Genomic DNA, 13,418 nt, shown 5'->3' with positions numbered 1-13,418 from the left:
TAGCCTTGCTGTCCCCATGATGGCGTCGGGATGATGGAGAAGGAATGCCAGATGGAAGGCTGTATCGCCATATAGGCTTATATTTCGGTATAAATCGTGATTTGGGGCTTACGAACGGAAGGCGTGATCGTGGACGAGACCGACTGGGAGTTGCTGCGTGAGCTCCAGGACAACGCCCGGCTCTCCCTCAAGGAGTTGTCCCGCCGGATCCACCTGTCCGCGCCCGCGGTGGCCGACCGCGTACGGAAGCTGGAGGAGTCGGGCGTGATCACCGGCTACCACGCGACGGTGGACCCGGTGCGGGCCGGCTGGCCGGTCTCGGCCTTCATCCGCATGTCCTGCTACGGCACCCGCTGCGTGCTGCGCGACCCCGAGGTGGCCGGCTGGCCGGAGGTCCGCGAGATCCACCGGGTCACCGGCGACGTGTGCAGCATCCTGCGGATCGTGGCGGTCTCCATGGTCGCCTTCGAGGACCTGATCGACCGCCTGGCGGTCTACGGCCCGCCCTCCAGCACCATGATCCTGTCCACCCCGCTCCCCGGCCACCCGCTCACCACCCCTGACGGTCCGTGACCCCGTCCGCCTCGTGGCCGGCCGGGGTGATCCACGGACCCGTGCCGTCGTGGCAGAAGCGGGCGAAGGCGGTGCTCATCTCGTGGGCCAGGGCGTCCACCTCGGGGCCCGTGCCCGTCAGCGGTGTTCCGTGGGTGCCGAGGTAGAGGGGCACGTCCACCAGGTGGCAGGCGCCCAGGGCGACGCCGCCGTGGCTCATGGGCGAGCGGTGCCCGCAGACGTGGTGCCCGGCGGGGCCGTGATGGGCGGCGGCGAGCTCCCGGGCGGGCCCGGCGAAGAGCTCGCCGGTGTCCAGGCCGTCCTGGCCGATCGCGGTGAACAGGCGGGTCTCCTCGGCCGTGGTCGTCACCAGCAGCGGGACGCGCGCGGCGACGCCCGTCCGGACGGCCTCCAGCGGGTGGACGGCCAGCAGGTCGCCGTCCACGACGGGCGCGGCGGGCAGCAGCCCCGCGGCCGGGGCGCAGGCGCGTACGGCGGCCTCCTCGGCGGCCAGCAGCCCGGCGAGCGGCACGGCGTACGGGTCGCCGCCGAGCGCGGAGCGGGAAGCCGAGGTCCAGGCGGCGGCCTCGGCGGGCGTGCGGAAGCCGTACGGGACGGGGCTCATCGCCGCCGCCCTGGCGAACAGGCCGGGCGCGCACGTCATCAGGGCCAGCACGCAGGTGCCGCCCGCCGAGTGCCCGGCCAGGGTGACGTTCGCCGGGTCGCCGCCGAAGGCCGCGATGTTGGCGCGCACCCACTCCAGGGCGGCGATCTGGTCGCGCAGCGCCAGGTTGGCCGGCACGCCGTCGCCGTGCCAGAAGCCGGGCAGGCCGAGCCGGTAGTTCACGGTCACCACGACCAGGCCGTGGTCGCGGGCGAGCGCGGTGCCGTCGTACATCGCCTGGGCGCCGGAGCCGAAGACGAACGCGCCGCCGTGCAGGAACACCAGCACCGGGCGGCGTCCCTCGGCGGCGGGCGTCCAGACGTTGAGGAACAGGCAGTCCTCGGCCGACGTGGCCGGGTCGATCTCCAGGCCCGGCACCCACGCCATGCGGCCGGGCCGCTGCGGGGCGGGCGGGCCGGGGGTGCGGGCGTCCGCGACGCCCCGCCAGGGGCGCGCGGGCTCCGGCGCGGCCAGGCGGCGGGCGGGCGCGGCGTAGCGCACGCCCTTGAACGTGCTCACGCCGCCGGCCCGGACGCCGCGCAACGCCCCGAGCGGCGTCTCGGCGACCGTCATCCCCCGAGCCCCAGGAACGCGGCGGCGTTGCCGCCCAGGACGGCGGCGCGGCCCTGCTCGTCCAGCTCGGCGCAGGCGCGCACGACCGCGCCCGGCTCCTGCTCCCCCAGCGGGAACGGGAAGTCGGTGCCGAGCATGACGCGCTCGGCCCCCATCACCTCCACCAGCAGCCGCAGGGCGCGCGGGTCGAAGACCGCCGAGTCCACGTAGAAGCGGTCGGTGTAGGCCGACGGCGGCCTGGGCGAGTGCTCGCGGACGATGTCGCGCTGGTGCCAGGCGTTGTCGGCCCGGCCCAGCAGGTAGGCGAAGCTGCCGCCGCCGTGGCAGAAGCACAGCCGCAGCGAGCCCGGCAGCCGCTCGAACGCCCCGGACAACATCAGCGACAGGATGCCGAGGTGGGTCTCGGCCGCCATGCCGACCAGCCACGGCAGCATGTGGCCGCGCATGCGGTCGGCGCCGAGCATGTCCCAGGGGTGGACGAGCACCGGCATGTCCTGCTCGGCGCAGTGCGCGAGGAAGGCGACGATGTCGGGATCGTCCAGGTTGCGCGGGCCGACGTGGTTGCCGATGTGCACACCGCGGTGACCGGCCGCCTTGGCCTCGGTGACGGTCTTCGCGGCCAGGGCGGCGTCCTGCAACGGCACCTGGCACAGCGGCAGCAGCCGGTCGGGGGCCTGCGCGCAGTGGTCGAGCACGCGGTCGTTGACCATGGCGCACCACTCCGCGGCGCGGTCCGGGTCGGCCGCGTAGCCGAACAGCAGCGGGGTCGAGGAGACCGCCTGCACGGCCACGCCGGTGCGGTCCATGGCGGCCACGCGGGCCCCGGCGTCCCACAGCTCCGGCGTGACCGGGCGGTAGTCGTCCTCGCCGCTCATCATCATGCCGTCGCGCAGCCACGGCTCGCCGGCCCCGGCCAGCGTCCTGGCCTCCTCGCGGGAGATCCGCGGGAAGACGTGCGCGTGCACGTCGATCATGGTCACCGGACCACCGGCCGCAGGTGGTCCGGCCAGTCCTTGCCGGGGTGCTCGGCGCCGCAGTGGGGGCAGGTGCGGTCGCCCTCGTGGAAGTTGCGGAAAACGGGCGGCAGGTCGTCGACGATCGACTGGAGCTGCACCTCGGCGCGGTGGACCAGGCGGTGGCAGTTGACGCAGTACCACTCGAAGGCGTCCAGCGCGCCCTGCGGGCGGGCGAACTCCACGACCAGGCCGATCGAGCCGGGCACCGGCCGCTGCGGCGAGTGCCGCACGTGCGGCGGCAGCAGGAAGACGTCGCCCTCGCCGATCTGCACGTCCACCGGCGGCTTGCCCTCCTCCTCCATGACCCGCAGCACCATGCCGCCCCGCAGCTGGTAGAAGAACTCCTCGATCGGGTCGTCGTGGAAGTCGGTGCGCTGGTTGGGGCCGCCCACGATCGTCACCATGAGGTCGGCGTCCTTCCAGATCTGCGCGTTGCCGACCGGCGGCTTGAGCAGGTCCTGGTGCTCGTCGATCCACTTGTTCAGGTTGAAGGGGGGGATCATGCCTGGCTCCTTTGGGGGATGAGGGCGGTGCAGGAGATCTCGATCAGCAGGTGCGGGTGCGGGAGCTGGTGGACGGCCACCGTGGTGCGGGCGGGGCCGCTCTCGTCGAAGTACTCGCCGTAGACCTCGTTGTAGCCGCCGAAGTCGTTCATGCTGACCAGGTACGCGGTCACGTTCACCACGTCCTCCAGGCCGCCTCCGGCGGCGGCCAGCAGGTCGGCGATGTTCTCGATCACCGCCCTGGTCTGCTCGCGGATGTCGAGGCTGGTGGTGCCCAGCTCGTCGGCGCTCGCCCCGGCGAAGGAGCCGTCGGGGCGGCGCGAGCTGGTGCCCGACACGAACACGAAGTCGCCGGCCCGCTTGACGTGCGGGAACCGGCCGCGGGGCCGGGCCTTGCCCTCGACCAGCAGCGCGTCACTCATCGGGTGGTCACCTCCACGTGTCCGAGGCCGGCGGCGGCGACGCGTACGTGCGCCCCGGCGGGCAGCGGCACCGCCGCCGTGGCCGCGCCGGCCAGGACGATCCAGCCGGCCTCCATCTCGATCCCGGCGGCCCTGGTCAGCCGGGCGGCCGCGGTCAGCGCGCGCAGCGGGTGGCCGAGGATGGCCGCCGACGAGCCGCCGGCGACCTGGCGGCCGTCGATCTCCATGACCAGGCCGAGGTTGCCGATGTCGCCGGCGTCCTGCGGGCGGCGCCAGGGGCCGACGCCGAAGCCGCTGGCCGAGGCGTTGTCGGCGATGACGTCGGGCAGCGTGAAGCTGAAGCCCTCATAGCGGGAGTCGAGCACCTCGTAGCCGACCGCGACGCCGCCGACGGCCGAGGCCACGTCGGCGGTGCCGCGCACCGGGCGGTCCAGCAGGAACGCGATCTCCGGCTCGATCCGCGGGTGGATCAGGCCGGCGGTGTCGAGCCGGGACTCCACCAGCATGGCGTCGGTGAGCAGGCCCCAGATGACGTCGTCCACGCCCATCTGGGCCATCTTGGCGCGGCTGGTGAAGCCCATCTTCACACCGACGATCCGCTCGCCGCGGGCCAGCCGCCGCTCGATCAGGGCGCGCTGCACCTCGTAGGCGGCCGGCACGTCGAGGTCGGCCGTGTCGGTCAGGCGCGGGATGGCGCGGCCGGTCAGGGTGGCCTCGTCCAGGCGTTCGGCGAGCGCGTTCACCGCTCCTCCTTCTCGTCGTCGGCGGCGAAGGCGGCGCGGACGTCGCCCAGCCCGTCGATGCGGGCCTCCAGCACGTCGCCCGCACGCACCGGGACGACCGGGCCGAGCGCCCCGGTCAGCACGGTGTCGCCCGCCCGGAGCGGACGGCCGAGCGCGGCCAGCGTGTCGGCCAGCCAGACCGCGGCGTGCAGCGGGTGGCCCAGGCAGGCCGCGCCGACGCCGGTCGAGACCTGCTCGCCGCGGCGTTCGATGACCATGCCGGCCAGCCGCAGGTCCACGTCGCGCAGCGAGACCGGGCGGTTGCCGAGCACGTACAGGCCGGAGGAGGCGTTGTCGGCGACGGTGTCGGCCAGGGTGATGTCCCAGTCGCGGATGCGGCTGCCGACGACCTCGATCGCGGGCAGCGCGAACGCCGTCGCGGCGATCACGTCGGCGACCGTGTGGCGCTCGTGCGGCAGGTCGTGGTCGAGCACGAGCGCGACCTCGGCCTCGGCGCGCGGCTGGAGCACCGCGCCGGCCGGGATCTCCGCGCCGTCGGGCACCGCCATGTCGGCGAACAGCACGCCGAAGTCGGGCGCGCCGACGCCGAGCTGCGCCTGCACGGCCTTGCTGGTCAGCCCGACCTTCCGGCCGGTGATCCGCCTGCCCTCGCCGAGCCAGTGCTCGGTGAGCAGGCTCTGCACCGCGTAGGCCGCCTCCAGGCCGTCGACCAGGTCGCGGACCGGCTCGCACGGGCGGCCGGACGCGTACGCCTCCAGCAGCCGCGCGGCGGCGGCGCGATGGTTGTCTGTCACTTCTGTCCTCATATCTTGACGCACACGTTGACCGGCTCGGAGAAGAAGTCGAGCGAGTACTCGCCGCCCTCGCGCCCGATGCCGGAGGCCTTCACGCCGCCGAACGGGGTGCGCAGGTCGCGCAGGTTCCAGCAGTTGACCCAGACGATGCCGGCCTGGATCCGGGGCGCCACGCGGTGGGCGCGCGACAGGTCGGTGGTCCACACGGTGGCGGCCAGGCCGTACGGGCTGTCGTTGGCCAGCCGGACGGCCTCGTCCTCCTCGTCGAAGGGGGCGACGTGGCAGATGGGGCCGAAGACCTCCTCGCGGACGGTCCTGGCGTGCGGCGGCAGGCCGGTGATCACGGTGGGCTCGACGTGGAAGCCGCCGTCGCGGGCGTCGCCGAACTCCGGCACGCCTCCCCCGGCCAGCACCGTCGCGCCCTCCTCGACGGCCAGGCGGTAGTAGGACAACACCTTGTCGCGGTGCTGGGCCGAGATCATCGGCCCGTAGCCGCGCAGGCCCCTGGCCCGCTCGGCCAGCGCCCGGGTGAACTCCTCGAAGATCGGGCGCTGGACGTAGACGCGCTCGGTGCACAGGCAGATCTGGCCGGAGTGGGTGAAGCTGGAGCGGATCGTGCCCTCGACGGCCTCCTCCAGGTCGGCGTCGGCGAAGACCAGGACCGGGTTCTTGCCGCCGAGCTCGAAGGAGACCGGGGTGACGTGCGCGGCGGCGTTGCGCATGATGGCGCTGCCGGTGGCCGAGGCGCCGGTGAAGGCGATGGCGTCCACGCCCGGGTGCGCGGTCAGGTGCTCGCCGGCCGCCCCCGCGCCGTGGCCGTGGATCAGGTTGAACGCGCCGGGCGGCAGGCCCGCCGCGTCGATCACCTCGGCCAGCAGCGTGGCGGTGGAGGGCGTCTCCTCCGACGGCTTGGCGACGACGGCGTTGCCCGCGGCCAGGGCCGGCGCGACCTTCCAGGTGAGCAGCAGCAGCGGCAGGTTCCACGGCGAGATGACGGCGACCACTCCGAGCGGGCGGCGCACGGTGTAGTTGAGCGCCTGCCCGCTGCCGCTCCAGGCCGGGACGCTGGTGTTGTAGGCCCGTTCGGGACGGCCGTAGGCGAGGTCGGCGTAGGCGCGGAAGTTGCCGGCGGCGCGCGGGATGTCCACCGTCGCGGCCAGCTCGCGCGGCTTGCCGGTGTCGGCGGCCTCGGCCTCGACGAACTCCTCGAACCTGGCCTCGATCCCGTCGGCGATCCGGCGCAGGTACGCGCACCGCTCCTCGGTGGAGGCGGCTCCCCAGGGGCCGTCGAGGGCGGCGCGGGCGGCCCGGACCGCCTCGTCGACGGTCTCGCGGGACGCCTCGGGGACGGCTCCGACGGTGCGGCCGTCCACGGGCGAGATGAGGGGGAAGTCGGTCCCCGCCGTCGTGAAGACGCCGTTGACGTAGTGCGCGGGCTTCATGGTCGACATTCTGCTGATTTCTCGACATAACAGTCCAATACCGAAATGTCGCCTGGCTATCTTTATTTCGTTATATGTCGGTTCTGCTATGCCTGCCGACCGAATCGGTATTCGTTCTGGCATACCGCCAGCGTGCATCCTCTTCCGTACCCTCATTCGGAAGGCACAGAAAGATGGACACAGATCGCCGCCTGGCCGCCCGCCGCGTCTCGCGGGCCGCCTTCATCGGCACCGCCATCGAGTGGTACGACTTCTTCCTCTACGGCACCGCCGCGGCCCTCGTCTTCAACAAGCAGTTCTTCCCCGCCATGGACCCGGTCGCCGGCTCCATCGCCTCCTTCGGCACGATGACCGTGGGATTCCTGGCCCGCCCGCTCGGCGGCATCGTCTTCGGCCACTTCGGCGACCGGATCGGGCGGCGCAACACGCTCGTCGTCTCGCTGCTCATCATGGGGATCGGCACCACGCTGATCGGCGTGCTGCCGACGTACGACAGCCTGGGCGTGTGGGCGGCGGTGCTGCTCGTGGTGATGCGCGTCGCCCAGGGCATCGGCCTGGGCGGCGAGCTCGGCGGCGCGGTGGTGCTGACGATGGAGCACGCGCCGAAGGGCCGGCGCGGCCTGTTCGGGGCGTTCCCGATGATGGGCACCCCGGCGGGCATGTTGTGCGCCAACGCCGTCTTCCTCGGCACGTCCTCGCTGCTGGGCGAGGAGAGCTTCATGGCCTGGGGCTGGCGGGTGCCGTTCCTGCTCAGCATCGTGCTGGTGGCGGTCGGCCTGTACCTGCGGCTGCGCATCGAGGAGAGCCCCGATTACGCCGACCTGGTCGAGCGGCGCAAGCCGGTCAAGCTGCCGATCGCGGTGGTGCTGCGCGACCACTGGCGCGAGGTGGTGCACACGATCGGCGTGATCATCGGCAACAGCGCGCTGGCCTACATCTTCATGGTCTACATCCTCGGCTACGGCGAGGCCGCGGCCGGCCTGCCGCGGACGTTCCTGCTGAGCTGCGTGATCGGCGGCGCCGCCGTGTGGCTGGTCACCGCGCCGCTGTGGGCCCACCTCGGCGACCGGCACGGGCTGCGTTCCGTCTTCACCTGGGGCTCGGTGGTGCTGCTGGCCGGCGCCCTGGCGATCCTGCCGGTCGTCAACACCGGCAACAAGCCCCTCATCGCGGTGTTCATGCTGGTGATGGGCGCGGTGCTGGCCATGACCCACGCGCCGCAGGGCACGCTGACCGCCAGCTTCTTCCCGGTCGCCATCCGGTACTCCGGCACGTCGGTGGCCTACCAGCTCGCCTCGCTGCTGGGCGGCGGCATCACGCCGCTGGTGGCCGCCTCGCTGTTCGCCTCGACCGGCACCTCGCTGTCGATCACCGCCTACCTGACCGTGGTGACGGTCATCAGCCTGGTCGCCGCCCTGGTGATCCCGCGCAACGACGCCGAACGCCTGGGTGACCAGCCGGTTCCGGCCGACATAGCGAAATAGGGCAGGTTCACCCTGGTCATATGATGATTTCGTGATATCTCGTCCGCTGGACCTGCTGAGCGGCCGGCTCAAGCTGCGGCATCTCGTGCTCGTGACCACCATCGCCGAGCAGGGCGGCGTCCTGCGCGCCGCCGAGCACCTCCACCTGGCCCAGCCCGCCGTGACCCGGGGGCTGCGGGAGGTGGAGCAGATCCTCGGGGTGGAGCTGTTCACCCGCGGATCGCGCGGCGTCACCCCCACCCTCTTCGGCGAGGCGTTCATCGAGCACGCCCGCGCCGTGCAGGCCGAGTTGCGCCGCGCCGGCGAGCGCATCGCCGGCCTGGCCGACGGCACGGCCGGCACGGTCACCGTCGGCACCCTGCTGGCCGCCACGAACGTGCTGCTCCCCCGCTCGATCGCGGCGCTCAAGGCCGAGCGGCCGGGCATCACCGTGATCGTCAAGGAGGGCACGTTCGACTCGCTGGTCCCCCAGCTCACCGGCGGCGACCTCGACCTGATCCTCGGCCGGCTCAACCCCATCGAGGACCGCCCGGACCTGCGCCAGATCCCGCTCTACAACGAGCCCGTGCTGCTGGTCGCCCGCGCCGGGCACCCGGCGGCGCACGCCCGCGAGCTGGCCGGCCTGCTGGACTACCCGTGGATCCTGCCGCTGGAGCAGACCTCGCTGCGCCGGGAGCTGGAGCAGGTGTTCCACCGCAACGGGCTGCCGCTGCCGCCCGACCGCACCGAATGCACGTCCATCCTGACGATCCGCTCCCTGCTGCTCGGCACGGACATGATCGCCGCGCTGCCCGCGCTCTTCGTCAGGACCGACCCCCAGCTGCTCGAACTGCAGGTGCCGCTGCCGTCGGTGCGCCGCTCGGTGGGCGCCACCCTGCCCGGGGCCCGCGCCCTGACGCCCGCGGGCAAGGTCATGCTCGCCCACCTCCAGCAGCAGGCGCGGCACCTCGACACCAGGGAGGACGCCGGGGACGACGCGTCCGGCGCGGCGCCGGTGGGAGACTGAGGGGCATGGTGGCAGGAGCCGGGTTCGAGCCCGAGTCCGTACGCGTCATCCGGCGGCTGCGCGACGACATCCTCGACGGCGTCCGCCCGCCGGGCAGCAAGCTCGTCGAGCGCGACCTGGCCACCGAGCTGGGCGTCAGCCGGGTGCCGGTGCGCGACGCCCTGGCCACCCTGGCCGCCGAGGGGCTGGTGACGTTGCGGCCCCGCACCTGGGCCGTGGTGCGCGAGTTCACCGCCCGCGACGTCGCCGACCTGGTGGAGGTGCGTTCGGCGTTCGAGGCCGTCACCTTCCAGCTCGCCGCCCGGCGGCACGACGCGCAGGGCCTGCGGCGGCTGCGCGCCGACCTCGACGCCGAGCTGCGGGCGGCGCGCGCCGGCGACGCGATCCGCGCCCGGCGGGCGGCCGCCGACTTCCACGAGACGGCCACCGCCATCGCGGGCAACGACCTGCTGGTCGAGGTGGGCCAGGTCCTGCGCAGCCGGATGCGCTGGCTGCTCGGCCGGCACGACGACCTCCAGGCGGTCGCCGACGAGCACCGCGAGCTCTACGAGGCGATCGCCGCCCGCGACGTGACCCGCGTCGGCGAGCTGGTCGCCCGGCACGTGGCGACCAGCGGCCGGCTCATCGGCGAGCACGCCGACCGGCTGCGCCCCGGCGGCTCCTGACCCCGCACGGGCGTCAGGCGTCCAGGAGCACGTCGAACCCTGCGCAGGCGTCAGGCGTCCGGGAGCACGTCCAACCCCGCACGGGCGTCAGGCGTCCGGGAGCACGTCCAACCCCGCACGGGCGTCAGGCGTCCAGGAGGACGGCGCCGTCGCGGGCGACCACCCGGCCGCCGGCGACCACGAGCGCCCGCGGCGGCACCCGCACGAGCGCGTCCGGGACGTTCTCGGCGTCCACGAGCACGACGTCGGCCCGCGCCCCAGCGACGAGGTCGTGCCGGTCGCGGTGCACGAACGGCGCCGCCTTGGTCGTGGCCAGCTCCACGGCGGCGGTGAGCTCGTCGTCGGAGCGCAGCCCGTGCAGCCGGGCGAAGCCGAGGGCGATGCGCAGCAGGTCGCCGTCGCCGAACGGCGACCACAGGTCCCTGATCCCGTCGGTGCCGAGGCCGAGGCCGATGCCGCGCTCGGCCATGCCCCGCCACGGGAGGGGCGCGGTGCGCACCGGCGCGACCGTCGCCCAGGAGATGCCCGCCGCGGCGAGGTCGTCGAGCAGGCCGCGCTGGCGTTCGGGGGCCAGGTCGCCGAGGGCGAAGCCGTGGGAGACGGTGACCTTGCCCTGCAGGCCGGTCCTGAGCGTACGGTCGATGATCAGCTCGTATTGGAACGCGCCGAGCTCGCCGCCGTCGTGCAGGTGGATGTCCAGGCCGACGCCGCGCCGCTCGGCGATCTCGAACAGGCCGTCGAGCTGGGCGACCGGGTCCCGGTCGATGGTCGCGGGGTCGATGCCGCCGATGCTGGTGGCGCCCGCCCGCGCGGCCTGGTCGAGCAGGTCGAGCACGCCGGGCCGGCGGATGACGCCGTCCTGCGGGAAGGCCACGATCTCGACCTCGATCGCCCCGTCGAGCCGCGCCACGGCCTCGCGGACGGCCTCGATGCCGCGCAGCCCGACCCCGAGGTCGACGTCGACGTGGGTGCGGGTGGCCGTGGTGCCGTGCCGCAGGAACTCGCGCAGCACCGCCACCGTGCCGTCCACGCCCGGGATGCCGTACTTGTCTCGTTCGGCGCGCTCGTGCTCGATGCGGCCCTGCGTGGTGGCCACCCCGCCGTACGACACCCAGGGCCGGCCCCACCAGCTCTTGTCGACGTGGGCGTGGGCGTTGACGAAGCCGGGCAGGGCCAGCAGGCCGCGGCCGTCGACGCGCTCGCCGGCGGGCGGGGCGGTCCCGGCCGGGAGCACGGCGGCGATCCGGGTACCGTCGATGGTCAGGTCCACGGGCGCGCCGCCCCAGGGGCGCACGTTGGAGATCGTCCAGGAAGTCACCCGAAAAATGGTATACCAAAAGCGGATCGTCCCTGGCAGAGGGCCCTGCGCACTCATCATCCAGCCGTTGTCGTAGCCGTTTGGGAAAATCGGCACGGGCCGCGGCAGGCGCGGTCCCGCCGTCCGGAAAGAGGTGGTCCGATGGGCCCAGAGGTCTTCGACAGCCGTGACATCGGCCAGACGGAGGAGTTCCTCAGCAAGGCGTACGCCAAGATGCGCATCGGCTCCGACGTGAAGAACCCCCGCACCCGGATCTCGCGCCAGGTCATGGGCTCGGTCAGCATCGACCGGCTCAATCTCGAATACGCGATGAGCTTCGACGTCAACCCGCTCGGCAAGGTGTGCCTGTGCACGGTCGAGACCGGCACCATCGCCCAGCAGGTCGCCGGCGGGCCGGACGAGCTCTTCGGCCCCGGCGACACGGTGTTGTTCGCCCCGCACGACCTGCCCTACACCGGCGAGATCCGCCGCTCGCGCTACGACATCATCATGTTCGACCCCGCGCTGCTGCAGCAGGTGGCCGGCACGCTGCCCGGCCGCCGGGCCGAGCCGGTCCGGCTGGTGGGGCACCGCCCGGTCTCCGCCGCCGCCGGCCGCCATCTGCAGCGCACGCTGGCCTACCTGCGCGACGACGTCCTGGCCGCCCCTGAGCTGGCCGCCGAGCCGCTGGTCGTCTCCACCGCCGGGCAGCTGCTGGCCGCCGGCGTGCTCACCGCCCTGCCCACCAACGCCGGCGACGCCGCCCCCGGCTCCGCGCGTCCCGAGGCGCTGCGCCGGGCGACGGCCTTCATCGACGACCACGCCGACCTGCCCATCGGCCTCGACGAGATCGCCACCGCCGCCCGGATCACCCCCCGCGCCCTCCAGTACGCCTTCCGCCGGCACCTCGGCACCACCCCGCTGGGCTACCTGCGTCAAGCCCGGCTGGCCCGCGCGCACGCCGAGCTCAAGGCCGGCGATCCCGAGACCACGGTGACCGCCGTGGCCGCCCGCTGGGGCTTCTTCCACGCCGGCCGCTTCGCCCAGCTCTACCGGGCCGCCTTCGGCTGCTCGCCCGGCGACACCCTCCGCCGCGCGACCGAGCCTCGCCACGGTTGATCCACTGATGCCCGTTTCGTTCTGTGGACAGGAGTGAGCCGGATTCTTCGTCTGATGTGCTGACCGGCCACCGTCGAAGGCTCAAGGGTTGGAGGCGAGCACGGATCGCCGCGGCACGGAGGAGATGATCGAATTGAGTTCCGGCCGTAGCGGCGACATGGCGCGTCCGCGGCGAGGCCACAGCCGCAGGCCAGGCGATCGAGAGGCAGCATCGTCGGGGTGGCCGCGCCCGCCTGGCGACCACACCGGTCCCGTGACCGAACCCCACCCGCCGCCCGCCTGTGATGCCTGACCTGCTTCGTCCGCCCTCGCACCCGTCCGCCCCGCCTTCCGGCCGGACGGGCCTTCGTGCTGCCCGGCCTCCGGTGACGGCGTGACCCCTCTGAGCCTGAGCTGCCGCGACCTGCCCGGCGGCGTGCTGGTGACCGTGATCGGCGAGCTCGACGCCTCCAACTCGACCCGGCTGGAGTCCTTCACCGAGCGGCACCTGCGGCCCGGGGCCGGCGTGGTGCTCGACCTGGGCGGGCTGAGCTTCATGGACAGCCGCGGCCTGCACGTGTTGTTACGCCTCAACGCCGCGGTGCTCGACCGCGGGGGCGTGCTCCGCCTGGCCGGCGTGCAGGAACTGCCGGCGCGTGTCCTCCAGGTCACCGGCGTGTGGTCCTCGCTGGCCGTCCACGCCGACGTGGGCGACGCCGTGGCCGCGATGGGCGCGCAGCGCCCCGGCGATCTCCGCGAGTCGTCGTGAGCGGCTCCCGCCGTACCTCGGCGTTCGGGGCTGAAGATCATGAGTGCCGGCTCTAGAATCCGGATGACCAACAACCACGACTGCTCCGTCGATGACCTCGATCATGGCCGCCTGATCAGGGCCGTTCGCGAGGTCACCGGCAGGACGGTCCTGACACGTCGTAGGACACGAGGGTGACATGAGCGAAGCGATGACCGGTGGCTCCCGTTCCGCGTCCGGGGGCGCCGAGGTCGGCGAGCTTCGGCTGCGCCAGCTGCTCGGCGGGCTGACGGCGGTCCGGGACGGCGATTTCCGTACCCGTCTGCCGGAGGACGCCGACGGGTTGCTGGGTGAGATCGCCTCGGTGTTCAACGGGATGGTCGATCAGTTGTCGTTGTTCACCTCCGAGGT

Annotated in this window: 15 protein-coding genes; 7 read left to right on the top strand and 8 right to left on the bottom strand. The window is 73.2% G+C overall.

All coding sequences use genetic code 11. The features are described from left to right. Positions 1-129: 129 nt before the first annotated feature. On the top strand, positions 130-573 hold the full coding sequence (locus ACFYYW_RS48135) for an Lrp/AsnC family transcriptional regulator (RefSeq protein ID WP_352325099.1): 444 nt from the start codon (positions 130-132) through the stop codon (positions 571-573). On the opposite strand, the gene ACFYYW_RS48130 is transcribed toward ACFYYW_RS48135, so the two are convergent. The 7 genes from ACFYYW_RS48130 to ACFYYW_RS48100 are packed head-to-tail and all read right to left on the bottom strand — an operon-like array spanning position 551 to position 6,709. Further along, the gene (locus ACFYYW_RS48130; protein WP_387661078.1) at positions 551-1,789 is read right to left on the bottom strand and encodes a carboxylesterase family protein; all 1,239 of its coding nucleotides are present in this window, start codon (positions 1,787-1,789) and stop codon (positions 551-553) included. The genes ACFYYW_RS48135 and ACFYYW_RS48130 overlap by 23 nt on opposite strands. Next, entirely contained in the window at positions 1,786-2,763 is a 978-nt protein-coding gene (locus tag ACFYYW_RS48125) for an amidohydrolase family protein (RefSeq protein ID WP_387661151.1), read from the bottom strand. Before ACFYYW_RS48125 ends, ACFYYW_RS48130 begins: the two co-directional genes overlap by 4 nt. A 2-nt stretch (positions 2,764-2,765) precedes the next feature. Continuing rightward, positions 2,766-3,308: a 3-hydroxyanthranilate 3,4-dioxygenase gene (locus ACFYYW_RS48120; RefSeq protein ID WP_364419571.1), complete on the bottom strand. Its 543-nt coding sequence runs from the start codon at positions 3,306-3,308 to the stop codon at positions 2,766-2,768. Continuing rightward, complete coding sequence (locus ACFYYW_RS48115) at positions 3,305-3,730, bottom strand: RidA family protein (RefSeq protein WP_352325096.1); 426 nt, start codon at positions 3,728-3,730, stop codon at positions 3,305-3,307. Before ACFYYW_RS48115 ends, ACFYYW_RS48120 begins: the two co-directional genes overlap by 4 nt. Further along, complete coding sequence (locus tag ACFYYW_RS48110; protein ID WP_387661075.1) at positions 3,727-4,473, bottom strand: 2-keto-4-pentenoate hydratase; 747 nt, start codon at positions 4,471-4,473, stop codon at positions 3,727-3,729. The genes ACFYYW_RS48115 and ACFYYW_RS48110 overlap by 4 nt, the downstream gene beginning before the upstream one ends. Next, complete coding sequence (locus ACFYYW_RS48105; RefSeq protein ID WP_387661072.1) at positions 4,470-5,267, bottom strand: 2-keto-4-pentenoate hydratase; 798 nt, start codon at positions 5,265-5,267, stop codon at positions 4,470-4,472. Before ACFYYW_RS48105 ends, ACFYYW_RS48110 begins: the two co-directional genes overlap by 4 nt. An 8-nt stretch (positions 5,268-5,275) precedes the next feature. Then, a complete protein-coding gene (locus ACFYYW_RS48100; protein ID WP_387661069.1) occupies positions 5,276-6,709 on the bottom strand; it encodes a 2-hydroxymuconic semialdehyde dehydrogenase in 1,434 nt (477 codons plus the stop codon). A 173-nt stretch (positions 6,710-6,882) separates the two neighbouring features. On the opposite strand from ACFYYW_RS48100, the gene ACFYYW_RS48095 reads away from it, so the two are divergent. From ACFYYW_RS48095 to ACFYYW_RS48085, 3 genes are read left to right on the top strand one after another with little or no spacing between them, the layout of a single operon-like run. Beyond that, a complete protein-coding gene (locus tag ACFYYW_RS48095) occupies positions 6,883-8,193 on the top strand; it encodes an MFS transporter (protein WP_387661066.1) in 1,311 nt (436 codons plus the stop codon). Positions 8,194-8,224: 31 nt separating this feature from the next. After that, positions 8,225-9,199, top strand: coding sequence for a LysR substrate-binding domain-containing protein (locus ACFYYW_RS48090; RefSeq protein ID WP_387661063.1), 975 nt, complete (start codon positions 8,225-8,227; stop codon positions 9,197-9,199). A gap of 5 nt (positions 9,200-9,204) precedes the next feature. Beyond that, entirely contained in the window at positions 9,205-9,864 is a 660-nt protein-coding gene (locus tag ACFYYW_RS48085) for a GntR family transcriptional regulator (protein WP_387661060.1), read from the top strand. Between the two features lie 124 nt (positions 9,865-9,988). Here the strand turns inward: ACFYYW_RS48085 and ACFYYW_RS48080 are convergent, their stop codons facing one another. Continuing rightward, complete coding sequence (locus tag ACFYYW_RS48080) at positions 9,989-11,182, bottom strand: amidohydrolase (protein WP_387661058.1); 1,194 nt, start codon at positions 11,180-11,182, stop codon at positions 9,989-9,991. A 141-nt stretch (positions 11,183-11,323) separates the two neighbouring features. Between ACFYYW_RS48080 and ACFYYW_RS48075 the strand changes: the two genes are divergently transcribed. From ACFYYW_RS48075 to ACFYYW_RS48065, 3 genes are all read left to right on the top strand, one after another. Beyond that, positions 11,324-12,280, top strand: coding sequence for a helix-turn-helix transcriptional regulator (locus tag ACFYYW_RS48075; RefSeq protein ID WP_387661055.1), 957 nt, complete (start codon positions 11,324-11,326; stop codon positions 12,278-12,280). A gap of 373 nt (positions 12,281-12,653) precedes the next feature. Next, entirely contained in the window at positions 12,654-13,028 is a 375-nt protein-coding gene (locus ACFYYW_RS48070) for an STAS domain-containing protein (RefSeq protein WP_387661053.1), read from the top strand. Positions 13,029-13,206: 178 nt separating this feature from the next. Continuing rightward, the coding region (locus ACFYYW_RS48065) for a HAMP domain-containing protein (protein ID WP_364394070.1) at positions 13,207-13,418 on the top strand (212 nt) is incomplete at its 3' end.

The organism is Nonomuraea sp. NPDC001831, assembly GCF_042892035.1.
Lineage (GTDB): Bacteria > Actinomycetota > Actinomycetes > Streptosporangiales > Streptosporangiaceae > Nonomuraea.
This window is presented reverse-complemented; position numbering and strand designations above follow the sequence as displayed.

Excerpts from the sequence above, each read along its gene's own strand:
- ACFYYW_RS48130 (WP_387661078.1), bottom strand. The coding sequence starts at position 1,789 with ATGACGGTCGCCGAGACGCCGCTCGGGGCGTTGCGCGGCGTCCGGGCC.
- ACFYYW_RS48125 (WP_387661151.1), bottom strand. The coding sequence starts at position 2,763 with ATGATCGACGTGCACGCGCACGTCTTCCCGCGGATCTCCCGCGAGGAG.
- ACFYYW_RS48120 (WP_364419571.1), bottom strand. The coding sequence starts at position 3,308 with ATGATCCCCCCCTTCAACCTGAACAAGTGGATCGACGAGCACCAGGAC.
- ACFYYW_RS48115 (WP_352325096.1), bottom strand. The coding sequence starts at position 3,730 with ATGAGTGACGCGCTGCTGGTCGAGGGCAAGGCCCGGCCCCGCGGCCGG.
- ACFYYW_RS48100 (WP_387661069.1), bottom strand. The coding sequence starts at position 6,709 with ATGAAGCCCGCGCACTACGTCAACGGCGTCTTCACGACGGCGGGGACC.
- ACFYYW_RS48095 (WP_387661066.1), top strand. The coding sequence starts at position 6,883 with ATGGACACAGATCGCCGCCTGGCCGCCCGCCGCGTCTCGCGGGCCGCC.
- ACFYYW_RS48085 (WP_387661060.1), top strand. The coding sequence starts at position 9,205 with ATGGTGGCAGGAGCCGGGTTCGAGCCCGAGTCCGTACGCGTCATCCGG.
- ACFYYW_RS48075 (WP_387661055.1), top strand. The coding sequence starts at position 11,324 with ATGGGCCCAGAGGTCTTCGACAGCCGTGACATCGGCCAGACGGAGGAG.